General features: G+C 64.6%; 19 protein-coding genes. 16 read left to right on the forward strand and 3 right to left on the reverse strand.

The window, feature by feature from the left end; genetic code table 11:
• Positions 1–126: 126 nt before the first annotated feature.
• Positions 127–1,407: a phospholipid carrier-dependent glycosyltransferase gene (locus AC5V87_RS10160; protein WP_495370868.1), complete on the forward strand. Its 1,281-nt coding sequence runs from the start codon at positions 127–129 to the stop codon at positions 1,405–1,407.
• Positions 1,408–1,460: 53 nt separating this feature from the next.
• On the opposite strand, the gene AC5V87_RS10165 is transcribed toward AC5V87_RS10160, so the two are convergent.
• Positions 1,461–2,102, reverse strand: coding sequence for an OmpA family protein (locus AC5V87_RS10165; protein ID WP_495370869.1), 642 nt, complete (start codon positions 2,100–2,102; stop codon positions 1,461–1,463).
• A gap of 502 nt (positions 2,103–2,604) precedes the next feature.
• On the opposite strand from AC5V87_RS10165, the gene AC5V87_RS10170 reads away from it, so the two are divergent.
• The 3 genes from AC5V87_RS10170 (at position 2,605) to AC5V87_RS10180 (ending at position 5,892) form a co-directional block, all read left to right on the forward strand.
• Positions 2,605–4,020: a caspase family protein gene (locus tag AC5V87_RS10170; RefSeq protein WP_495370870.1), complete on the forward strand. Its 1,416-nt coding sequence runs from the start codon at positions 2,605–2,607 to the stop codon at positions 4,018–4,020.
• 252 nt (positions 4,021–4,272) lie between these two features.
• On the forward strand, positions 4,273–4,518 hold the full coding sequence (locus tag AC5V87_RS10175) for a hypothetical protein (protein ID WP_456840239.1): 246 nt from the start codon (positions 4,273–4,275) through the stop codon (positions 4,516–4,518).
• Positions 4,519–4,728: 210 nt separating this feature from the next.
• Positions 4,729–5,892 carry a winged helix-turn-helix domain-containing protein gene (locus tag AC5V87_RS10180; RefSeq protein WP_495370871.1) on the forward strand — a complete coding sequence of 388 codons (1,164 nt, stop codon included), beginning with the start codon at positions 4,729–4,731 and terminating at the stop codon, positions 5,890–5,892.
• 152 nt (positions 5,893–6,044) lie between these two features.
• On the opposite strand, the gene AC5V87_RS10185 is transcribed toward AC5V87_RS10180, so the two are convergent.
• The gene (locus AC5V87_RS10185; RefSeq protein ID WP_456843415.1) at positions 6,045–6,497 is read right to left on the reverse strand and encodes a ribosomal maturation YjgA family protein; all 453 of its coding nucleotides are present in this window, start codon (positions 6,495–6,497) and stop codon (positions 6,045–6,047) included.
• A gap of 80 nt (positions 6,498–6,577) precedes the next feature.
• Between AC5V87_RS10185 and AC5V87_RS10190 the strand changes: the two genes are divergently transcribed.
• From AC5V87_RS10190 to AC5V87_RS10235, 10 genes are all read left to right on the forward strand, one after another.
• Entirely contained in the window at positions 6,578–7,909 is a 1,332-nt protein-coding gene (locus AC5V87_RS10190) for an MFS transporter (protein WP_495370872.1), read from the forward strand.
• Positions 7,910–8,137: 228 nt separating this feature from the next.
• Entirely contained in the window at positions 8,138–9,232 is a 1,095-nt protein-coding gene (locus tag AC5V87_RS10195; RefSeq protein WP_495370873.1) for an efflux RND transporter periplasmic adaptor subunit, read from the forward strand.
• A gap of 284 nt (positions 9,233–9,516) precedes the next feature.
• A complete protein-coding gene (locus AC5V87_RS10200) occupies positions 9,517–12,654 on the forward strand; it encodes an efflux RND transporter permease subunit (protein WP_495370874.1) in 3,138 nt (1,045 codons plus the stop codon).
• 35 nt (positions 12,655–12,689) lie between these two features.
• Positions 12,690–13,289 carry a TetR/AcrR family transcriptional regulator gene (locus AC5V87_RS10205; RefSeq protein WP_495370875.1) on the forward strand — a complete coding sequence of 200 codons (600 nt, stop codon included), beginning with the start codon at positions 12,690–12,692 and terminating at the stop codon, positions 13,287–13,289.
• Positions 13,290–13,462: 173 nt separating this feature from the next.
• Positions 13,463–14,086, forward strand: a complete 624-nt coding sequence (locus AC5V87_RS10210; RefSeq protein ID WP_495370876.1) for a flavin reductase family protein — start codon at positions 13,463–13,465, stop codon at positions 14,084–14,086.
• A gap of 411 nt (positions 14,087–14,497) precedes the next feature.
• Entirely contained in the window at positions 14,498–16,765 is a 2,268-nt protein-coding gene (locus tag AC5V87_RS10215; RefSeq protein WP_495370877.1) for an acyl-CoA dehydrogenase, read from the forward strand.
• A complete protein-coding gene (locus AC5V87_RS10220) occupies positions 16,765–18,048 on the forward strand; it encodes an acetyl-CoA C-acetyltransferase (protein ID WP_495370878.1) in 1,284 nt (427 codons plus the stop codon). Before AC5V87_RS10215 ends, AC5V87_RS10220 begins: the two co-directional genes overlap by 1 nt.
• A 2-nt stretch (positions 18,049–18,050) precedes the next feature.
• Entirely contained in the window at positions 18,051–20,147 is a 2,097-nt protein-coding gene (locus tag AC5V87_RS10225) for a 3-hydroxyacyl-CoA dehydrogenase NAD-binding domain-containing protein (RefSeq protein ID WP_495370879.1), read from the forward strand.
• Positions 20,148–20,154: 7 nt separating this feature from the next.
• Complete coding sequence (locus AC5V87_RS10230; protein WP_456840229.1) at positions 20,155–20,565, forward strand: acyl-CoA thioesterase; 411 nt, start codon at positions 20,155–20,157, stop codon at positions 20,563–20,565.
• Positions 20,566–20,755: 190 nt separating this feature from the next.
• Positions 20,756–20,947, forward strand: a complete 192-nt coding sequence (locus tag AC5V87_RS10235; protein WP_456840228.1) for a hypothetical protein — start codon at positions 20,756–20,758, stop codon at positions 20,945–20,947.
• A 139-nt stretch (positions 20,948–21,086) separates the two neighbouring features.
• Here AC5V87_RS10235 and AC5V87_RS10240 read toward each other — a convergent pair whose 3' ends face one another.
• The gene (locus AC5V87_RS10240) at positions 21,087–21,539 is read right to left on the reverse strand and encodes a nuclear transport factor 2 family protein (RefSeq protein ID WP_495370880.1); all 453 of its coding nucleotides are present in this window, start codon (positions 21,537–21,539) and stop codon (positions 21,087–21,089) included.
• A 154-nt stretch (positions 21,540–21,693) separates the two neighbouring features.
• Between AC5V87_RS10240 and AC5V87_RS10245 the strand changes: the two genes are divergently transcribed.
• Both AC5V87_RS10245 and AC5V87_RS10250 read left to right on the forward strand, forming a co-directional pair.
• Positions 21,694–22,380 (forward strand): HAD family hydrolase, encoded by a 687-nt coding sequence (locus AC5V87_RS10245; RefSeq protein ID WP_495370881.1) that lies wholly within the window; start codon positions 21,694–21,696, stop codon positions 22,378–22,380.
• A gap of 87 nt (positions 22,381–22,467) precedes the next feature.
• Positions 22,468–23,301 carry a DeoR/GlpR family DNA-binding transcription regulator gene (locus tag AC5V87_RS10250; protein ID WP_456840225.1) on the forward strand — a complete coding sequence of 278 codons (834 nt, stop codon included), beginning with the start codon at positions 22,468–22,470 and terminating at the stop codon, positions 23,299–23,301.
• Positions 23,302–23,305 lie beyond the last annotated feature (4 nt).

Genomic DNA, 23,305 nt, shown 5'->3' on the forward strand with positions numbered 1-23,305 from the left:
GCGCGGGACCTGCGCTATGCTTAGTGACAGTTGCGGCGGAATGCGTTCAATGAAAACGGCCGTCCAGTTTTTCGCCCCGGTGAAGCAGATTTGTCACGCAAAATATCCCCACAACAGCCGATCGAAGTGTCAGCGGTTCCGAAGCTATCGCAGAGCGCAGTGATCGCTGTCGCGATCTTTCTGGTTGCACATCTGGCGCTGCTGATTGGCCTGACGACGCCGGAAAAATTCGTCTTCGACGAGGTGCACTACGTGCCGGCGGGGCGGCAGATGCTGGCACCTCCGATGTCGCAGCCGATGCTCAATCCGATGCACCCGCCACTGGCCAAGGAAATGATCGCGGCCTCGATCGCGGCGTTCGGCGACAACGCATTCGGCTGGCGCTATCCCGCGACGTTGTTCGGCGCGTTCGCGATCGTCGCGATCTATCTGTGCGGGCTTGCACTGTTCTCGGCACAAGGGCCTGCGATCGCCGCCGCGCTGATCGCGACGTTCAATCAGATGCTGTACGTGCAGGCCCGCATCGCGATGCTCGACATCTTCGCGTTAGGGTTCGGCCTGCTCGCGATCGCCGCCTTCATGCATGGGTTTCGAAGAGAGCGCCCGCATGCGCTGTTCGCGCTCGCGGGCGCTCTGTTCGGCTTTGCTGCAGCCTGCAAATGGAGCGGTCTGTTTCCGCTCGGGGTCTGCATCGTCATCGTCGCGGTGATCCGCCTGATGCAGGGCTGGCGCACGCTGTTCGCCGACGCCAAGCCCGGTGACTGGTACCGGCCCGACCTCTGGCCCGACTTTCGTTTGCATCACGCCGCATTCTGCTTCGCGGTCTTGCCGGCGATCACGTATCCCGCCGCATTCGTCCCGCTCTATGGTTTCTCGCTATCGGATCTAATCGAGGCACAGCGCCGGATCTTCGCCGACAACACCACGACCGCGATCGCCGGTCACACCTATATGAGCGCGTGGCCGTCCTGGCCGCTGCTGGCGCGACCGGTATGGTTCCTGTTCGACAAGACGTCGGAGAACAGCGTGTCCGCGATCGTTTTTCTCGGCAATCCCCTGGTGCTGTGGCCGGCGCTGCTCGCGCTCGCAATCGTGCTCCGCGACTTCGTCGTCGCGCGCCGCTGGGATGCGTTCCTGATCGCGGCGTTCTATTTCGGCTGCTGGCTCGCCTGGGCGTTGCTGCCGCGCACGCTCGGCTTCATCTACTACTATCTGCCGGCCGCAACGATGGCATCGCTCGCGCTGGTCTATGTGCTGCGAGGAGAGCGGCTGCCGCGCTGGCTGCTTTGGGCCTATGTCGGCGTCGCCGCCATCGGCTTTGCGGTAATGCTGCCGATCTCGGCGGCTTTCATCGGCACGACGATGCAGATATTCAACCGCCTGATGCTGTTCCAGAGCTGGATCTGACAACAGAAAGCCGCCTGCCGCCGATGCGGCAGGCGGCTCATTGATCGCCGCGATTATTTCGACGCGGTCTTGGTGTCCATGTTCACGACCTGGACGCGGCGGTTGATCGGGTCGGCGCCGTTGGCCGCATCCTTCAGCTTGGTCTTGCCGTATCCGACGGTGACGAGATCGGCGCTGTTGAGGCCGTAGTTCTGCACCAGGTACTTCTTGATGGTGTCGGCGCGACGTTCCGAGAGCCCCTGATTGAACGCTTCGCCGCCGATCGCGTCGGTGTGGCCTGCGACCACGAAGGTCGATCCCTTCAGCGCCGGGTCGGACAGGGCCTTGCCGAGCGCCTGCACCGACGACACCGAGGTCTTGGCGATGTCGGCCGAGTTGTAGTCGAACTGGATCTCCAGATCGATCTTCGGCTTGGTCGCGGCAAGCTCTGCGATCTGCTCGCGTTCGCCCATCGAGAGGGACCGGGTCGAGCGGTTGCGCACGGTGTTCAGGAAGGTCGCTTCCTTGGCCTGCGCGGTCGGATCGGCCTGCGGACCGACGGACAGGCCGCGGGTCGCCGGCTTCGGCTTCAGCGCATCCAGGATCTGGCTCGCGGAGACGTTGTTGTCACCGGCGAAAGCAAGGCCCGCCGTCATCGACAGCGCGGCGGAAAGAGCAATCGCCTTCAGTCCAAAAAACTTATCGAAACGGGTCATTGTCGTATCCTCGGTGTGACGCCTGATAGCGATTTGATGCCGAGAGCCTAGGACAGGTTCAAAGGCCCTGATGTGATGCGGGTCACATTCCAAATCGCCAGAAATGTCCTGTGCATCCTAGCGCCGGAGCCAGTTGGCATCCATGGCGAGCCGATCCCTTGGCAGCGCCCTAACAACGGGAAGAAGCGCTGTCGCATTCGGCCGTGGAAGCAGAATGCCGATCCTTCTCGCTTTCTCGGAAGAGTGTTCATTACCTGCTGGACTCGCCGCGCCCGCAGGTACAATCTCTTTCGTCATTGCTCGTCACCAGCCTGTATTGCCCGCTGCGTCAGCAGCCCGAAAAGCCGACGTCGCAGCGACTCCCAGCTCGGTTCGAGCAGGAGAAATCCCCGAGTGATCCAGATCACGGTGCGTCCTTGTGAGCTGGATCAGATTGCGTTCATCGGATCGGCGAAGGCCGACCCGAGAGCAGCGAAGAAGTTTGGATCAGGGGAGAATGATCATGCGCTTCTTGATCGCAGCAATTTCAATCGCAGCATTCATTGTCAGCGGCAACGCAGCTTTCGCGGACAAGCGCGTCGCCTTCGTCGTCGGCAACGCCGCCTACCGGAATGTCCCGCAGCTTCCCAACCCCGCGATCGATTCCAAGGCGATGGCCAGGGTGCTGCGCAATGTGGGCTTCGACGTCGTCGAGGGCGCCAACCTCACCCGCGACGCCATGACCGCAAAGCTTCTGGAGTTCGGCAAGAAGAGCGAAGGCGCCGACGTTGCGGTATTCTTCTATGCCGGCCATGGGATCGCCGTGAACGGCGTCAACTACCTGTTGCCGATCGACGCAGACCTAAAATCTGAGATCGACGTCAAGCTGGGCGCGGCGATCAATGTCGACCTCACGCTCGATCAGACGATGTCGGACGCGAAGGTGAAGCTCGTGTTCCTCGATGCCTGCCGTGACAATCCGTTCGCGGCGAAGATCCGCTCGGCCAAGGCCACCCGCTCCGTCAATGTGCAGACTGGCCTTGCCGAGATGAAGTCGGGCGAGGGCACGCTGATTGCCTTTGCCACGGGCCCTGGCCAGACCGCGCTCGACGGCGAAGCCGGCACCAACAGCCCGTTCACCCGCGCGCTCGTTGCCAATATCGTCCAGCCCGGGGTCGAGATCCAGCAGGCGATGACCAAGGTCCGCGCCCAGGTCAGCGACGAGACCAGCAAGGGACAATTGCCCTGGGGGCACACCAACCTCACGGGCAACGTGTATCTCAATCCGGTTGGGGTGCCGGCCGCGGCCACCACGGATACGTCGAACGCCCCGGCACAGGCCGCCAGCAAGCAAGGCTCGGACGTCGAGCTCGAGTTCTGGCGCTCGATCAAGGACTCCAACAAGGTCGAGGAACTCAACGCCTATCTCACCAGCTATCCCAACGGCACATTCAAATCGATCGCACTCGCCCGCATCGCGGCGTTGCAGGATGGTCCCTCCAACACCACCCGCAACCTCTCGGCCGGGATCGATCCTGCGACCTTTACGGAAGAGGCCAACCAGGTGTCCGAAGACCAGATTGGTCTCGACAAGAGCCAGCGCCGCGACGTGCAGCGCCGCCTTACCGGCCTCGGCTTTGATGTCAAGGCGACGGGCAAGTTCGACGAGGAGACCCGTTCCGTGATGAGGCGGTGGCAGGCGGCACGCGGCTATCCCGCTACCGGCTATCTCAACAAGCTCCAGCACAAGGCCCTGCTGTCGGAGATCGTCTCGACCCGCGCGGCCTCCTCCGAGCAGGCCGACGATGAGCCGGCGCGTCGCCGTTCCTCCGGCGGTGGCGGCCGGCGCCATTATTATAGCGGTGGTGGTGGCGGTCCGGCGGGCGGCCCGGGCGGGCTGCTCGGCGGTATGATGGGCGGGTTGTTCGGCCGCCGCTGAGTAGAAGGCAGCGTTAGAGGCGGCCTGTCCGGGCCGTCTCTGTGTTCCGGAAACCCTTGCTCATCGCAAAGCCGTCGCGTGATGGCCTGCGTGCGAACAAGAATTCGGCCAGTTGCGCGCCTAGCACGCTCCGACAGCCACTTATGTACGAAGGGAGCCGAGTTCCGTCCTGTGCCGCGGCCAAGTGACTATCAGCGTGACTCCCAGTTCTATCGCAGTGGCCCGCCGGATCGGACCGTCTCTCTGAATTCCATGCCCATCTATATCGGCGCGGCGATGATCGCGGTGGCGATCCTGCTGTCGACGCTGATCACGGGGCTGACCTCCCGCTATGTCGGGCTCGAGGCGCCGACCGAAGAAAATATGTGGCTGGTCGACCGTCTCACCGGCAGCGTCTACCGCTGCCAGGCGGAAGGACGCGGCAGGGCCTCGTGCGAGCCCGATGTCGCCACAGGCAGTATCGGCGGCCGGTCCGGGATGCCGAAGGAGGGCCGCTGAGCCCTGTGCCGCTGGCCAACACGGACATGAGCAATGGCAAGATGAAGAGCGCCTGCATGCACTACATGAAGTCGCAAAAGGCAATGTCGATGAAGTAAGGCGCAAGGTGCCTCTCGTTTGGCCGCGCTGTCAGCAGACGACAGCGCGGCTTTCTCCTGTCCGCTGCCTGCTTTCTCTCTCGGCGCGAATCCCGCTACATTGCTCCCTGTAATGTCACGTGCGCCCAAACCGCTCCCGCTCACCACGACACAGGCCCGGCAGATCTGGCTGCATGCCCAGCGGCTGGACCAGCGTGCGCCGTTCGGCGAAGGCGCGCAGGCGGTGGCGGATGCCGTCACCCATCTCGGCTATGTGCAGATCGACACCATCAACGTCATCGAGCGCAGCCATCATCACATCCTGTTCAGCCGCATTCCGGCCTATCGCCGCGCCGATCTGCGCCAGGCCCAGAGCGTCGACAGAAGCGTGTTCGAATACTGGACGCATGCGCTCTCCTACGTGCCGTCCGCCGACTTCCGCTTCTTCCTGCCGGCGATGCGCGAGCACAAGCGCGAGGGGCACAAATGGTATGCTTCGGTGAAGCCGGCCGACACGCGCAAGGTGATGCGGCTGCTGCGCGCCGGCCCGCTCACGATCCGTGACATCGAGGACGACGTGCTCACAGAGAAGGAGCACCTCTGGCAGAGCCGAAAGCCCTCGAAGCGGGCGCTTCAGCTCGCTTTCTACACCGGCGCCGTGACCATCAGCGCGCGCCTGGGCATGCTCAAGACCTATGACCTGATGACGCGCCATTTCGGCTGGGACAAGCCGCCGAAGCCGGCCTCCGCGAAAGAGATCACGGCCTATCTGATCGACCGCGCGCTGCGCTCGCAGGGTGTCGTTAGCCTGGATTCGATCTGCCATCTCGACGCGCCGCGCAAGAAGGCGGTCGCCGGCCTCATCGCCTCGCGCGTCCGCCGCGGCGAACTCGTGCCTGTCGCGCTCGACGGCGCCGGCAAGCAGGAGCATTGGGCGACGCCCGCGGCGTTGGAGCCCGGCGAGGGCGCATCGCCCGATCTCGTCCACATCCTCTCGCCATTCGACCCGCTGATCATCCAGCGCAAGCGCACCAATCTCATCTTCGGCTACAACCATCTGTTCGAAGCCTATGTGCCGAAGGCCAAGCGCAAGCTCGGCTATTTCGCGCTTCCCGTGCTGGTCGGCGACGAGATCGTCGCCGCGCTCGATCTCAAGGCCGACCGGCAGGCCAAGAAGCTGTTGATGCAGAAATGGACCTGGGTCGGGCAGGGCAGGAAGACGGCGGGGCGCAAGGAGCTGAAGCGGGTGATCGAGGAAGAGCTCGATCGATTCGAGCGGTTTCAGCTGGCGGAGTGAGAGCTGCTCGCCACGGCGTCGGTCCCGTAGGATAGGCAAAGCGAAGCGCGCCCACCATTGCCCAACGTGAATGAAATCGTGAGCACGGCAATAATTAGGTGGTTGTTGTTTGAGCATGATCTTTTCGGAAAACGGCTGCGCACTTTTCCGGATCATGCTTTAGCGCGCCTTTGCCCACCCTTGAGACCGCGCATCGCGGCGAGCTGATCGATCCAAACGCCGACCGCAACCCCGACCGCATAGGCCATCAAATTCCATAGCGAGAAGATGCGGCCCAGCAGCAGCGCGCCGGCGGTCGTCAGCCGAAACGCATCAAGCCACGGCGTGTGCACTAGCCGGGAGAATTCGACGACGGCGGCGATCATCGCCGCAATGGCCGCGAGCTGCGCCCGCGACAGCCGCGGCAGCAGAACCCCGACCAGCAGATACACCATCGTCGCCCATAGCAGCGAGCCGCCGTACTTCACGACGAAGGCGGGAAGGCTGAGCGGGAAGCCATACCAGCGCAGGGACAGGCCGCAGGCAATCACGATCAGCGCCAGCCCTCCGCGCATCAGCGGCGTCCGAACGGGCGCAACAGTGTTGGCCGGCTGCGCCCCGTGCATTGCTTGCTCCATTGACTCTTTCGCGGCGATGCTCAAAACCCGGATCAGCCCATAAAAGGAACAACCCCGGGGGGGAAGCCATGAGCCAGACCACGATTTACGCCGGTTCCGCCGGCACAGCCAGGAGCGCCGTCGAGACCTCGACGATCCGCGCCATCTCCTGGCGCCTGATTCCGTTCCTGGTGCTGGCCTACTTCTTCTCCTACCTCGACCGCGTCAATCTCGGCTTCGCGGCGCTGACCATGAACGCGGACCTGAAGTTCACGCCGCTGATCTTCTCCTGGGGCGCCGGCATCTTCTTCATCGGCTATTTCATCTTCGAGGTGCCGAGCAATCTGGCGCTGGAGAAGTTCGGCGCCAGCCGGTGGATTGCGCGAATCATGGTGACTTGGGGCATCATCTCGGCGCTGATGGCGATGGTCAGCGGCGTCACCAGTTTCTACGTCCTGCGCTTCCTGCTTGGCGTCGCGGAGGCCGGCTTCTTCCCCGGCATCATCCTCTATCTCACCTATTGGTATCCCGCCGAATACCGCGCGCGCTTTCTCGCGGCGTTCGCCATCGCCGTCCCGGTCTCGACCGTGATCGGCGCGCCCATCTCCGGCCTGCTGCTCGGCCTCGACGGCATGATGGGCCTGAAGGGCTGGCAGTGGCTGTTCATTCTTGAAGGCATTCCCTCCGTGCTGCTGGGCATCGTCACCTGGTTCTATCTCACCGACAGGCCGGAGAAGGCGGACTGGCTCTCGGCCGAGCAGAAGGCCTGGCTCAAGGCGAAACTCGATGCGGAGATCGCGGCGAAGCAGGCCGTGAAGCATCTGACGCTCGGCGAAGCGCTGTCCTCGCCCAAGGTGATCACGCTGAGCCTGATCTATTTCGGCTTCGTCGGCGCGCTCTACGGCATGCAGTTCTGGCTGCCGCAGATCGTCAAGGCGTTCGGCCTCACCAACGCGCAGACCGGCTTCGTGACGGCGATTCCCTATGTGTTCGGCACGATCGCGATGATCCTGTGGGCGCGGCATTCGGACGCCACGCGCGAGCGCGTGATGCATGTCGGCGCGCCCATGATCCTGATCGCCATCGCGCTCGGCATCTCCTCCTATCTCACCGATCCGGCCATGACGATGGTGGCATTGACCTTCGCCGCCATCGGTCTGTTCTGCGTCTTCGGCGTGTTCTGGACCCTGCCGACCGCCTGGCTTTCCGGTAAGGCCGCGGCCGGGGCCATCGCCCTGATCAATTCGATCGGCAATCTCGCCGGCTTCGGCGGCCCGTATCTGATCGGCTGGGTCAAGGAAGCGACAGGGCAGACCTCGACCGGTCTCCTGGTGCTTGCCGTGCTCCCGCTGATCGCCGGCATCCTGGTCTTCGTCGGCGGCCACGAGAGCAAGCACGAGTTCGCCGGGCAGGGGCGGTGAGGCAGTAGCCCCATAGGTTAGGTAAAGGCGCGAAGCGCTGTGCCCACCATCTTTCCCTGATCTCCTGAAGGGGTGGGCACGTTTCGCTTCGCCCACCCTGCGATAGCAGCTTCGCGACAATAGGTCCCGCCCCTTAACGATCACGCTTTCCTGATGATTGACGATTATTGACTTTTATCAGTGATTAGTCGACATTCTTCTCATTCGATAATAGGGGAGTGTCCTCCGATGTTCGCGTCGGGCTATTCCAGGCTTTTGGCAGGTGTGTCGCTGGCGCTGATGGCCGCTTCGCTGGCCGGGTGCAATGACACCGTCGCCGAGAAGGCCGAGCCGTCGCGGCCGGTTCTGGTCGCGACAGCCCATTACGACGCCGAGACGCCGGAGCGGAGCTTCGTCGGCACCATCCGGCCCCGGATCGAGAGCGATCTCGGCTTCCGCGTGGCCGGCAAGGTCGCCAAGCGCCTGGTCGAGGTCGGCCAGACCATCGAGGTCGGCCAGCCGCTCGCCACCCTCGATGAGGTCGATCTGAAGCTCCAGGCCGAGCAGGCTGTCGCCGAGCAGACCGCTGCGACCGGCGTGCTGGCCCAGGCCGCCGCCGCCGAGCAGCGCGCCAAGGATCTGAAGGCCAAGGGCTGGACCACGGACGCGCAGCTCGATTCGAGCCGTGCATCTGCCGACGAGGCCCGTGCGCGCCTCGACCGCGCTGTGCGCTCGGTCGAGCTGACTAAGAATTCCCTTTCCTACGCGACGCTCGTTGCCGACGCCCGTGGCGTCGTCACCGCAACCTTGATCGAGCCCGGCCAGGTGGTCGCCGCGGGCCAGGCCTCGATCCGTGTCGCCCGCTTTGCCGAAAAGGAAGCGGTCGTCGCGATCCCTGAGACGCTGGTCGGACGCGCCAAATCGGGCGTCGCCAGCGTCACTCTTTGGTCCGAGCCGGACAAGAAGTACACGGCGAAACTGCGCGAGATCGCGCCGGCGGCGGATCCCGCCACGCGCACCTATCTTGCAAAGTTCTCGCTGCCTGAAGCCGACGACAAGGTCGCGCTCGGCATGACCGCGACGCTGACGCTGTCGGATGCCGCCACCGAGCGCGTGGCGCGACTGCCGCTGTCGGCGCTGTTCAACGAAGGCGGCAAGCCGTCGTTCTATGTCGTCGACGACAACGGCTCGGTCACGCTGCAGCCGGTCGTCGTGAAGTCCTATGAGAGCAACGACGTCGTCATCACCGGCGGTGTGCCGGAAGGCGCCAAGATCGTCGCGCTCGGTGTCCAGAAGCTCGATCCGAGCCAGAAGGTGCGGGTCGTTTCGTCGCTGAGTTTCTAGTTCCTGTCATTCCGGGATGGTCCGAAGGACCAGACCACAGGTGCGCAATTGCGCACCGGGGAATCTCGAGATTCCGGGTTCGCCCCGCGGGCGCCCCGGAATGACAAGGAAAGTCGAGTGACGTCGTGCAAGGCGAGTTTCGGCCCAAGCGCAAATGCTGGGGCTGAAGCGGCGAAGCGATCCAGAACCTGCCCAGCCCCCTGGATTTGCTTCGCTGCCTCGCGACGACGGTTTGAACAGGGCGGCTGCCGTTTTTGCAACTGGATCGTCTTTCGGAGAGAGCGATGAAGCGCTTCAATCTTTCGGCCTGGGCCGTCAGCCATCCGACGCTGGTTCTCTTCCTGATGCTCGTGCTCGGCGTCGCCGGCTTCTTCTCCTATCAGAAGCTCGGTCGCGCCGAGGATCCGTTCTTCACGGTCAAGGTAGTCAACGTGTCCGTGCTCTGGCCGGGCGCGACCGCGCAGGAGATGCAGACCCAGGTCGCCGACCCCATCGAGAAGAAGATCCAGGAGCTGCCCTATTTCGAGAAGGTGCAGACCTATTCCAAGCCCGGCTTCGCCGCGCTCCAGGTGACCTTCCGCGACAATACGCCGCCGAAGGACGTGCCTTATCTCTTCTATCTCCTGCGCAAGAAGCTGGTCGACGTGCAGGGCCAGCTGCCCTCCGGCATTCTCGGGCCCGTCGTCAACGACGAGTTCTCCGACGTCGATTCCATCCTCTACATGATGACCGGCGACGGCGCCGACTATGCCCAGCTCAAGAAGGTCTCCGAAGGTTTCCGCCAGCGCCTCTTGAAAGTGCCGGGCGTCACCAAGGTCGACGTCTACGGTAACCAGGACGAGCGCATCTTCGTCGAGTTCAGCCACGCCAAGCTCGCCACCCTCGGCATCACGCCGCAGGCGCTGTTCGATTCGCTCGCCAAGCAGAACAACGTGACGCCGGCCGGCACGGTCGAGACCGCCTCGCAGCGCGTGCCGCTGCGCGTCACCGGCGCGCTCGACGGCGCCAAGGCCGTGGCCGAGACGCCGGTCGAGAGCAATGGCCGCGTGTTCCGCTTAGGGGATATCGCCACTGTCACCCACGGCTATGTCGACCCGCCGAGCTTCGTCGTCCGCCAGGAAGGCAAGGCCGCGATCGGCATCGGCGTCGTCACCGCCAAGGGCGCCAACATCCTCGATCTCGGCAAGGAGGTCGAGAAGGCCACTGCCGAGTTCATGAAGGCCGTGCCGCAGGGCATCGAGGTCAAGCTGATCGCCGACCAGCCCAAGGTGGTCGAGCACGCCGTCGGCGAGTTCGTGCACTCCTTCATGGAAGCGCTCGTGATCGTGCTGTTCGTCTCGTTCCTGGCGCTCGGCTGGCGCACCGGCATCGTGGTCGCGCTGTCGGTGCCCTTGGTGCTCGGCATCGTCTTCATCGTCATGAACACGATGTCGCTTGACCTGCACCGCATCACGCTGGGCGCGCTGATCATCGCGCTCGGCCTGCTCGTCGACGACGCCATCATCGCGGTCGAGATGATGGTGGTGAAGATGGAGCAGGGCTGGGACCGCATGCGTGCGGCATCCTTTGCCTGGGAATCCACCGCGTTTCCGATGCTCACGGGAACGCTGGTCACGGCCGCTGGCTTCCTCCCCATCGGCTTTGCCAATTCGGCGGTCGGCGAATATGCCGGCAGCATCTTCTGGATCGTGGCGATCGCGCTGGTCGCCTCCTGGTTCGTGGCGGTGATCTTCACGCCCTATATCGGCGTCAAGCTGCTGCCGGAGATGAAGGCGCACCACAACCACGATCCGCACGCGGTCTACGAGACGCGCATGTACCGCGGCTTGCGTGCCATCGTGCAATGGTGCGTCAACCACCGCATCACCGTGGTCGCCGCGACCGTCGGGGTCTTCGTTGCCTCGATCGTCGGTTTCGGCCATGTCCAGCAGCAGTTCTTCCCGCTCTCGGAGCGGCCCGAGCTGTTCCTGCAGCTGCGCCTGCCTGAGGGCACCGCCTTCAACGTCACCGAGAAGGCCGTGAAGCAGGCCGAGACGCTGCTCAAGGACGACAAGGACATCGAGACCTATACGGCCTATGTCGGCCAGGGCTCGCCGCGCTTCTGGCTCGGTCTCAACCCGCAGCTTCCGAACGAGGCCTTCGCCGAGATCGTCATCGTCGCCAAGGGCGTCGAGGCGCGCGAGCGCGTCAAGGCCAAGATCGAGAACGCGGTCGCCGACGGCATGCTGACCGAGGCGCGCGTCCGCGTCGACCGCTTCAATTTCGGCCCGCCGGTCGGCTTCCCCGTCCAGTTCCGCGTGATCGGCCCTGACGCCAACAAGGTGCGCGAGATCGCCTACCAGGTCCGCGATGTCATGCGGCAAAACAAGAGCGTCAAGGACGTCCAGCTCGACTGGAACGAGCAGTCGCCTTACCTGAAGCTCGTCGTCGACCAGGATCGTGCCCGCGCCATGGGCCTCACCCCGCAGGATGTCTCGCAGGCGCTCGCGATGCTGATCTCGGGCTCGCAGGTCACGACCGTGCGCGACGGCATCGAGAAGGTCGGCGTGGTCGCCCGCGCGATCCCATCCGAGCGGCTCGACCTCGGCGGTGTCGGCGATCTCACTATCACCTCGCGCAACGGCGTCGCCGTGCCGCTGCAGCAGATTGCCAAGATCGAGTACTCCCACGAGGAGCCGATCATGTGGCGGCGCAACCGCGACATGGCGATCACCGTGCGCTCCGACGTCGTCGACGGCGTGCAGGCGCCCGACATCACCAACCAGATCACGCCGAAGCTGAAGGCGATCAAGGATCACCTCGAGCCGGCATACCGGATCGAACCGGGCGGCGCGTTCGAGGAATCCGCCAAGGGCAATGCCTCGATCTTCATCCTCTTCCCGGTGATGGTCATGGTGATGCTGACGCTGCTGATGATCCAGCTGCAGAGTTTCTCGCGCCTGATCCTGGTGTTCCTCACTGCGCCGCTCGGCATTGTCGGCGCCTCACTCGGGCTCAATGTCGCCAACGCCCCCTTCGGCTTCGTGGCGCTGCTCGGCCTGATCGCGCTCGCCGGCATGATCATGCGCAACACCGTCATCCTGGTCGACCAGATCGAGACCGACGTGTCTCATGGCCTGACCCGCCGGGAGGCGATCGTGGAGGCCACCGTCCGCCGCGCGCGTCCGGTGGTGCTGACGGCGCTGGCGGCCATCCTCGCCATGATCCCGCTGTCGCGCTCGGCGTTCTGGGGGCCGATGGCGATCACTATCATGGGAGGCCTGTTCGTCGCGACCTTCCTGACGCTTCTGTACCTGCCGGGCCTCTACGCCCTGTGGTTCAGGAAGAGCCTGGACGAGGCCGGTTCGGTCGAACAGCCTGCCGCATCGCAGCATGGGAGCGATGACCATCCTGCTATTCCGCTTGCTGAAGCGGCTGAATAAGTGAGATGAAGTACTGACGAACGAGTCCTGACAAAATGACACTGGTTGCGGAACATATCGAAGGCGACACCCGGGATCGTATCCTCGAGGTGGCCGAGCGGCTGTTCCGCCAGATCGGCTATCAGAAGACCACGGTCGGGGACATCGCCAAGGAGCTCAGGATGAGCCCCGCCAACGTCTATCGCTTCTTCGAATCGAAGAAGGCGATTCACCAGGCGGTGGCGCGGGGCCTGATGGGCGAGGTCGAGCTGGAGGCGCAGCGGATCGTGGCCAAGCCCGGTCCGGTGCCCGAGCGCTTCCGCGAGCTGCTCACGACCATCCACCGCATGAACACCGAGCGCTATGTCGGCGATAACAAGCTGCACGAGATGGTCGCGATCGCGATGGAGGAGGACTGGGACGTCTGCGTCGCACATATGGAGTGCATTGCCGGCGTCATCGGCCAGATGATCGCCCAGGGCGCTGCCACCGGCGAGTTCGAGGCGCCGGACCTGCAACTGGCCTCGCTGTGCGCCTGCACCGCGATGATGCGCTTCTTCCACCCCCAGATGATCGCCCAGTGCGCCACCAAGCCGGGCCCGACCATCGACCAGATGATCGATTTCGTCATCGCGGGTCTGTCCCCGCGCCACTGAAGTCGTTTGCCCGATGTTTTAAGTTGACCGTCATTCCGGGGCGATGCGAAGCATCGAACTCCGGTGCGCAATTGCGCACCTGAGAATCTCGAGATTCCGGGTTCGGTCCTCCGGGCCGCGCTTGCGCGGTCCGCCGGACCGCCCCGGAATGACAGAAACGGAGAAACAGCGGCGTGACCGACAAAGACCTTTACTTCTACGAGCCGTCCAAGGGCCACGGCCTCAAGCACGATCCCTTCAACGCCATCATCGCGCCGCGGCCGATCGGCTGGATCTCCTCGCGCGACAGCAAGGGCCACGTCAACCTCGCGCCCTACAGCTTTTTCAACGCCTTCGCTTACGTGCCGCCGATCATCGGCTTCTCCTCCACCAACTGGAAGGACTCGGTCGAGAACATCCAGCAGACCGGCGAGTTCGTCTGGAATCTCGCGACGATGGATTTGGCCAAGCACATGAACGCGACCGCCGCGCATGTCGCCCCGGAGGTCAACGAATTCGAGATCGCGGGGCTGACCGCCGTGCCCGGCAAGCTCGTCAACGTGCCGCGCGTCGGCGAGAGCCCGGTCGCCTTCGAATGCAAGGTGTCCGACATCGTCCGCCTCAAGGGCGCCGACGGCAAGGAGGCCGACGCCTGGCTGACGCTGGGTGAGGTCGTCGCCGTCCACATCGACAAGGCCATGATCAAGGACGGCGTCTACCAGACCGCCGCCGCCCGCCCCATCGTCCGCGCCGGCCGCCGCGGCGACTATTTCGAGATCAAGCCGGAAAACATGTTCGAGATGGTCCGGCCGGATTAGAGAGCATGATCCGGACCCGAAGGGCCGCGTTAGCGCAAAGTGCGCAGCGGTTTTCCGAAAGGATCATGCTCAAACAATAACCTAAAGCGCGATGACGATTCATCCTGATCTCATCGCGCTTTAGGCTACTCCGCCATTCCGCGCCGCGCCGGCAGGCGCGAGCCCGGAATCCATAACCACGATCGGGAGTATGGATTCGGGGCTCACGCTTCGCGTGCCCCGGAATGACACGTGCGAAGACATCTCGTCCCATTCCCCCTCCCGGAACTGCCCGCACGCCCCGGCCGTTATGGTCCCGGGGGTGGCCGCCCGGCCGCGTCGATTCGCGTCTTTTTTGCCGCCGAGATGTTCACTTTCGCCGGCCACTTTCCGCTAAAATGCCGACACCCGCGCCGATCCATGAGGTCCGCCATGAGCTTCCGCCGCGACAAAATCACAAAGCCGATCTTTTCCTGGGCGCGCGGCGTGCTGCCGGCGATGTCCGACACCGAACGCGAGGCGCTGGAGGCCGGTGACGTCTGGTGGGACGCCGACCTCTTCACCGGCAACCCTGATTGGACCAAGCTGTTGAAGGTGCCGCAGGCGAGGCTGACCGCCGAGGAGCAGGCCTTCCTCAACGGCCCCGTCGACGAGCTCTGCGCCATGCTCGACGAATGGAAAATCTTCTGGGAATGGCGCGACCTGCCGCCGGACGTCTGGCATTTCGTCAAGCGCGAGAAGTTCTTCGGCATGATCATACCGAAGGAGTTTGGCGGTCTCGGCTTCTCGCCCTATGCGCATTCGGAAGTCGTGCGCAAGATCTCGACCCGCTCGATCGCAGCGGCGGTCACCGTGATGGTGCCGAACTCGCTCGGCCCCGGCGAGCTCTTGATGCGCTTCGGCACCAAAGAACAACAGGAGCGCTGGCTGCCACGGCTGGCCGACGGCCGCGACATTCCCTGCTTCGGCCTCACCAGCCCCGAGGCCGGCTCCGATGCCGCCTCGATGATCGACACCGGCATCATCTGCAAGGGCGATTTCGAGGGCCGCGAAGTCGTCGGCCTCAGGCTGAACTGGCACAAGCGCTATATCACGCTCGGCCCCGTGGCGACGCTGCTAGGGCTCGCCTTCAAGGCCTATGACCCTGATCATCTCGTCGGCAACCAGGAAGAGCTCGGCATCACCGTCGCACTGATCCCGACCAACCTGCCCGGTGTCGAGATCGGCCATCGCCATCTGCCGTCGATGCAGGTGTTCCAGAATGGCCCGAACTGGGGCCGCGACGTCTTCATCCCGCTCGACTACGTCATCGGCGGCAAGGAACGCCTCGGCCAGGGCTGGAAGATGCTGATGACGGCGCTTGCCGCCGGCCGCGGCATCTCGCTGCCCTCGCTCTCCGCTGCCGGCGCGGCCTATGCCGCGCGCACCACCGGCGCCTATGCCCGCATCCGCGAGCAGTTCGGCATCTCCATCTCCAAGTTCGAGGGCGTCGAGGAGCCGCTCGCGCGCATCGTCGCCACCGCCTATCAGCTCGATGCAGCACGGCGGCTGACCTGCGCGGCGCTGAATGCCGGCGTTCATCCTGCCGTCATCTCCGGCATCATGAAGCTGCACGCGACTGAGCGGATGCGCACCGCCGTCGACGATGCCATGGATATCCACGGCGGCAAGGCCGTGATCGACGGCCCGCAGAATTATCTCGGCAACCTGCACCGTGCCGTGCCTGTGGGCATCACCGTCGAAGGCGCCAATATCCTTACGCGCAATCTCATCGTGTTCGGGCAGGGCGCGATTCGCGCGCATCCTTATCTGCTCGACGAGATGAACGCGCTGGCCGATACCGATCGCGAGCGCGGGCTCACCGCATTCGACAAGGCGTTCTGGAAGCATGTCGGCCATAGCTTGCGGACATTGTTCCGTGCCTTCGGCCAGAGCTGGACCTTCGGCGCCTTCGCGATGGCTCCGGATGCGGGCGACGCCAGGCCCTTCTATCGCCAGCTCTCGCGCTACTCCGCGGCCTTCGCGCTCTGCGCCGATATGGCGTTGCTCACGCTGGGCGGCGCGCTCAAACGCAAGGAGATGCTGTCGGCGCGCTTCGGCGACATCCTCTCCGAGCTGTATCTGCTCTCGGCCGCGCTGAAGCGTTGGCAGGACGAAGGCCGGCAGAAGGAGGATTTTGCGGCGCTGGAATGGTGCATGGCAACGGGGTTCAAGACCATCGAGAACCGGCTTGCCGAGATTCTCGCCAATCTGCCCAACCGCTTCGTCGCCGGCTTCCTCAAGTTCGTGGTCCAGCCGTTCGGCGCCCGCGTGCTCGGCCCCTCCGACCGCGTCGTGCACGAATGCGCAAGCATTGTGCTGGAGCCGTCGGCCGCGCGGGAGCGGCTTACGCCGGATCTCGCCCATGTCGATGACGACAGCGGCTTTGCCCGGCTGGAGCGCGCATTCAAGCTCGTGGCAGGTGCCGACGCGATCGCCAGGCGCATGCGCGCTGCGCATATTTGGGACTGGAAGGACGCCGTCACCAAGGGCGTGATCACGCAGGCCGAGGGCGAGCAGCTCGCGGCCGCTCGTGAAGCCGCCACAAAAGTGATCGAGGTCGACGATTTTGCGCCGGAGGCCCTGTCGCCGATTTACAAGAAAATCGGCGACGTGCATCAGTTCTTCCAGGAACTCGGGGAACAGAGGGCGGCGAGCTGATGGCACGACCGGTTTTCATCGTCGACGGCAGCCGGACGCCGTTTCTGAAGGCGCGTTCCGGGCCCGGGCCGTTCACGCCGGTCGATCTCGCCGTGCAATGCGGCCGGCCACTGCTGGCGCGCCAGCCGTTTGCTCCAGATGATTTCGACCAGGTCATTCTCGGCTGCGTCAACGTCATCGCCGACGAGATGAACCCGGCGCGCGTCGCCGCACTCCGGCTTGGCATGGGCGAGGACATGGTCGCCTTCACGGTGCAGATCAATTGCGGCTCGGGCATGCAGTCGATCGACACCGCCTATCGCTACATCCGCGAGGGCCACGCCGACATGATCCTGGCCGGCGGCACCGAGGCGCTGAGCCACGCGCCGCTGGTCTGGCCCAATTCCGGCGTGCGCTGGTTCGCCGGCCTTGCCACTGCCAAGGGCGTCGCCGCAACACTCGCCGCCGCGTTCAAGCTGCGCCCGCGCTATCTCAAGCCGATCATCGGCCTCGAGCGCGGGCTGACCGATCCCATCACCGATCTCAACATGGGCCAGACAGCCGAAGTCGTCGGCCATCTCTTCGGCATCACGCGCGCCCAGTCCGATGCCTACGCCGCCGAGAGCCATCGCCGGCTCGCCCGCGCGCAGGCCGAGGGCTTTTTGAAAGGCGAGGTCGAGACTGCGTTCTCCCGCGACGGCAAGTTCTTCGATCATGACGACGGCGTGCGCCCGGACTCGACGGCCGAGTCACTTGCAAAGCTGAGGCCGGCGTTCGAGCGGCCCTGGGGCCAGGTCACCGCCGGCAATTCCTCGCAGATCACCGACGGCGCCTCCTGGGTGATCCTTGCTTCCGACGCGGCGGTGGCAAAGCACAGGCTGACGCCGAAGGCTGCGATCGTCGACAGCCACTGGGCCGCGCTCGACCCCAGCATCATGGGGCTCGGTCCCGTGATGTCGGCAACGCCGCTGCTTCAGCGCAACGACCTCACCATCAAGGACGTCGACACCTGGGAGCTGAACGAGGCCTTTGCCACACAGGTGCTCGGATGCCTCGCCGCCTGGAACGACGACAAATTCTGCCGCGAGATTCTTGGCCTCGACGGCGCTGCCGGCGAGATCGACCGTGAAAGGCTCAATGTCGATGGCGGTGCGATCTCGCTCGGCCATCCCGTCGGCACCTCCGGCAACCGCATCGTTCTGCATCTCGTCAATGCGATGAAGCGGCTCGGCACGCGGCGTGGTGTCGCCACCGAATGCATCGGCGGCGGGCTCGGCGGCGCGATGCTGATCGAGGTGGTGTGACCATGGATTCGAAGATCATGACCGCGCTCGGCGACCGCGTATTGGAGCTCGGGCCGCAGCCCGCTCCGGACGGCCGCTACAAGCACTTCAAGCTGACGCGCGATGCCGACGGCGTCGCCTGGCTGCTGTTCGACCGTGCCGATTCCAGCGCCAACACGCTCTCTTCCGACGTGATGGAGGAGTTCGACGCAGTGCTCGCGGCGATCGAGACCGAGCGTCCGGCCGGTCTCGTGATCCGCTCGGCAAAACCCTCCGGCTTCATTGCCGGCGCCGACGTCAACGAATTCCGCGGCGCCAGCGATGCCGAGACGGTGGAGACACGCATCCGCGCCGCGCATGCGGTGGTGGATCATCTGGAAGCGCTCAAGCTGCCGACGGTCGCAGTGATCCACGGCTTCTGCCTCGGCGGCGGGCTCGAGGTCGCGCTGGCCTGCCAGTCGCGCATCGCCATCGACGGCGCGCGCTTCGGCTTCCCGGAGGTGATGCTCGGCCTGCATCCCGGCCTCGGCGGCACCGCGCGTTTCACGGCGCTGGTCAATCCCACGCAGTCGATGGCGCTGATGCTCACGGGGCGCACCATCGATGCGCGCCGCGCCAAATCGCTCGGCCTGGTCGATAGCGTGACGCAGGAGCGCCATGTCCGGGGCGCCGTGAAGGACGCGCTGTTCGGCCGCCTGAAGCGGGCGCGTCCAGGCGTCCTGACACGCGCGGCCAATTTCGGCGCCGCGCGCGGGCTGCTCGCAAAACGCATGCGCTCGGAGGCGGCGAAGGCCGCGTCCCGCGAGCATTATCCGGCGCCTTACGCGCTGATCGATCTCTGGGAGAGGCATGGCGGCAGCAAGGCTGCGATGCTGAAGGCCGAGCAGGCATCATTTGCCAAGCTGATGGTGACGCCGACCGCGCAGAATTTGATCAGGGTCTTCTTCCTGCGCGAGCAGATGAAGAAGGTGGCCGGAAGCGGCAACGCGATCAAGCACGTCCATGTCATCGGCGCCGGCGCCATGGGCGGCGACATCGCGGCCTGGTGTGCGGGACAGGGGCTGCGCGTCTCGCTCGCCGACATGAAGGCGGAGCCGATCGCAGGCGCTGTGAAGCGTGCCGCCGAGCTCTACGGCAAGATCATCCGAAAAGCCACCGAGGTGCGCGACGCGCTCGATCGCCTGATTCCGGATATGGACGGGGAGGGCGTCCGCAACGCCGATCTGATCATCGAGGCCGTGCCGGAAAAGCTCGAGCTGAAGCAGAAGGTCTATGCCGGCCTCGAACCACGCATGAAGCCGGGCGCGATCCTTGCGACCAACACGTCCAGCATTCCGCTGCAGGATCTGCGGACCACGCTGGCGCGGCCGGAGCGGCTGGTCGGCCTGCATTTCTTCAATCCGGTGTCGCGCCTGCAACTGGTCGAGGTCGTCGGCCATGACGGCAACGCCCCCGATGTGCTGAAAGAAGCGCTCGCCTTTGTCGGCGCTATCGATCGCCTGCCGCTGGCCGTCAAGAGCTCGCCCGGCTTCCTCGTCAACCGCGCGCTGACGCCCTACATGTTGGAGGCGATGGTGATGCTGGACGAGAAGATCGACCAGCGCCTGATCGATGCTGCCGCCGAACAGTTCGGTATGCCGATGGGACCGATCGAGCTCGCCGATCAGGTCGGTCTCGACATCTGCCTCGACGTCGGCGACATGCTGCGCGCCAAGTTCGGCGACCTCCTGCCGCCGACGCCGGCCTGGCTGCGCGAGAAGGTCACCAAGGGCGAGCTCGGCCGCAAGACCGGCAAGGGTTTTTACACCTGGAAGGACGGCAATGCCGAGAAGGCACCGCTGCCCGACACCGGCCCGCGCGTCACCGACCAGATGATCGACCGCCTGGTGCTGCCGATGTCCAATGTCTGCGTCGCGGCGCTTCGCGAGGGCATCGTCGATGACCCCGATGCCGTCGATGGCGCCATGATCTTCGGCACAGGTTATGCGCCGTTCCGCGGCGGCCCGCTGAACTATGCGCGCACGCGCGGCGTGGAAAATATTGTATCCACGCTGCGCGCGCTGGCCGAACGATTCGGCGGACGCTTCGCGCCCGATCCGGGCTGGGATAATTTCAAGTGAGAGCGATATGAACGAAAAGTCCGACGCCGCGCCGCGCGGCGATCTCTGCATCCGCACGCTGGCGATGCCCGCTGACACCAATGCCAACGGCGACATCTTCGGCGGCTGGCTGCTCAGCCAGATGGACGTCGGTGGCGGCGTGTTTGCTTCAAAGGTCGCGAAGTCGCGCACCGTGACGGTGGCGATCGAGGCCATGAATTTTCGCAAAGCGGTGTATGTCGGCGATCTCGTCTCGGTTTATGCCAATCTCGTGCGCGTCGGGCGCACGTCAATGACCGTGCATCTCGAAGCCTGGGCGCTGCGTCGCGGCGAGGAGCATCCGTTCCTGGTCACCGACGGCAATTTTACCTACGTCTCGATCGACGAGCACGGCCGGCCACAGGAAGTGCGCGCCCCTGACGCGTCGATCGCGACGTAAGCGCGCGCGGCGGACGACCGCGCGGCGTCTCGTCCGCATCCGTCGCGGCTTCGCCAAGAACAGGTCATAAAACGGATGAGGTCCCGGCGTACTCAATTGCGTGTCGATTCGGGGTGGAAACGGCCTCAAATGCCCAGGAACCTTTGGGCCTGGATGCCGTTATCTGCGCGCACTGAGGACTTCACGGACCATGCCGGACAGCTACATCATCGAAGTTAATTCGCAGACCGCAGGTATCGTCGTTCGTTCCCAAGGAGGCTATTGCTTCTTCGCCTCATCGCACCGCTTCAACCGCCTCGAAGGCCAACTCTTCCGCAACCCCCGCGAAGCCGAGCGCGCTGCGCGCAAGCTGGTCAACGGCGATGTGAAGGAGGCGGCGTAAGCGTCGCGTCCGTCATTTCGGGGCGCGCGAAGCGTGGTCGGAATTTTTTGCAGCCGTTGATGCGGCTGCATTTTCCTTCCCTCATGTTCGCCGAAGCCTTGGCGAAGGCGGACATGAGCGGAGAGGGTGGGCGGTCACATCACAATTTCGTCGCGGCGCGCGACAAGAGCTTCCACTCGTCGCCCTGCTTCTGCCAATTCATCAGGATGTGAAGATTGGTCGACACTTTCTTCCCATCGGCCGCCATCTCCTGCTCGCCCAGCCAGTGGAAGCGCACGATCGCGGCGGGACCGACCACCTTGATGGTGGGGTCCTTGTATTCGATCGACAGGAATTTCGATTTGCCGTCGGTGGCGTTGGCGATGAAGGTCGCCTTGTCCTCGACCTTGCCGCTGGAATGGCTGTAGCTGAGATCGTCCCAGCACAGCGTGCCGAGCGCCTTCGGGTCGGCCGCGATCTGGGCGAGGCGGAAGGCCTCGACCTTCTTCGCCACGGCTTCTTCGTCCGCCGATGCGGCGAACGCAGGTGATGTGAGCGCAAGCGCCGAGACGGCGAGGGTCGAGAGAGCCAGGTCGCGTCGGTTGATCGTCATCGTTTCCTCCTTTTTGGTCTTGCACCGAGTGTTGCAGCCGCGCGCCACTTTGTCGAGTGGCGCATTGTCGTCATGTGGATGCGTCATTGCGCGATGGAGGCCATATTGATACGTGTCGCGCATCGATGCGTCGCGCATTTTAGAAAGTCCGGAAATGATCGAGGCCAAACCGGGGACGATGGGCAGGGCATTGCTGTTCGACATCGATGGCACGCTCGCCGACACCGACCCGTTGCACTTGAAGGCCTTCAACCAGGTGCTCGGCCCGCACGGCCATGTCTTCGACCACGCGCGCTTCTCCAGAGAGCTGCAAGGCTTCGCCAACGTCGCAATTGGCGAGCGCTTTCTGTCCCACGAGGCGCCGGAGCGGCGCGCCCTGATTCTCGACGAGAAGGAGGAGGTCTTCCGCACGCTGGTTGCCGGGCAGATCGCGCCGCTGCCGGGTCTGATGGCGCTGCTCGACCGGGCCGACAGCGCCGGCATTCCCATGGTCGCCGTGACCAACGCGCCGCGTCTCAACGCCGAGCTGCTGCTGTCCGGCCTCGGCATCACGCACCGTTTCAGGGCGCTCGTGATCGGCGCCGAGCTGCCGCACGGCAAGCCGCATCCGCTGCCTTATCAAGAGGGGCTGCGGTTCGTCGGCGCGAGGCCGGAGGCTTCGATCGCATTCGAGGACTCCCGCACCGGCGTGCAATCCGCCGCAGCGGCCGGCATTCCGACCATCGGCATCCGCACCAGCCTCAGCCATGCTGACCTGGTTGCGTCAGGCGCGGTCGCCTCCGCCAGCGCCTATGACGATCCGGAACTGCTTGCGCGTCTCTCCGCCGCGATGGCGTGGTGAGGCCATCCGTTAACCGTGATCGGCGTGTGCATTGACCGGACGCGCGAACCGCCGCACCATGCGGCATTCTGATTTGAGGCCATTGCCGTGACCGGACTGACCCACCGCCAAGCCGAAATCCTCAACATCGCGCGCGCGTCCGGCCGCGTCACGGTCGAGGAACTCGCGCGCAAGTTCGAGGTCTCGGCGCAGACCATCCGCAAGGACCTCAACGATCTCTGCGAACGAAGATCGCTGACCCGCATCCACGGCGGCGCCATCATCGCCTCCGGCGTGGAAAACCTAGCCTACGAGGCGCGCCGCTTCGTGGCCGCGGATGAGAAGAAAGCGATTGGTGCCGCCGCCGCCTCGCTGATCCCGAACGGCTGCTCGCTGTTCATCAACATCGGCACCACGACCGAGGAGGTGGCAAGCGCGCTGACCTCGCACGAGGATCTCCTCGTCATCACCAACAATCTCAACGTCGCCATGTTGCTCTACCGCCATCCCCGCATCGAGGTGGTGGTCGCAGGTGGTACGGTCCGCCGCGCCGACGGCGCCGTGGTCGGTTCGACCGCGACGCAGCTGATCGGCCAGTTCAAGGTCGACTATGCCATCATCGGCGCGTCCGCGATCGACGAGGAAGGCGCGCTGCTCGACTTCGACTATCGCGAGGTGCAGGTGGCGCAGGCCATCATCGCCAATGCCCGCAGCGTCATGCTGGTCGCCGATTCGACAAAGCTCCGGCGCAGCGCGCCGGTGCGCATCGCCCACATCACCCAGATCCAGACCTTCGTCACCGACCAGGAGCTTCCCGAGCGCCTCGCCACCATCTGCCACAGCAAGGGCATCGAGGTGGTGGAGGCGATGCCGAAGGGAGCGGATATCGACGACACCCAGACCGATGCGCAGGACGCGGCGCCGGTCGTGCGGTTGAGATAGCGGC

The sequence above is a fragment of the Bradyrhizobium sp. SOJA106 genome (assembly GCF_059448745.1).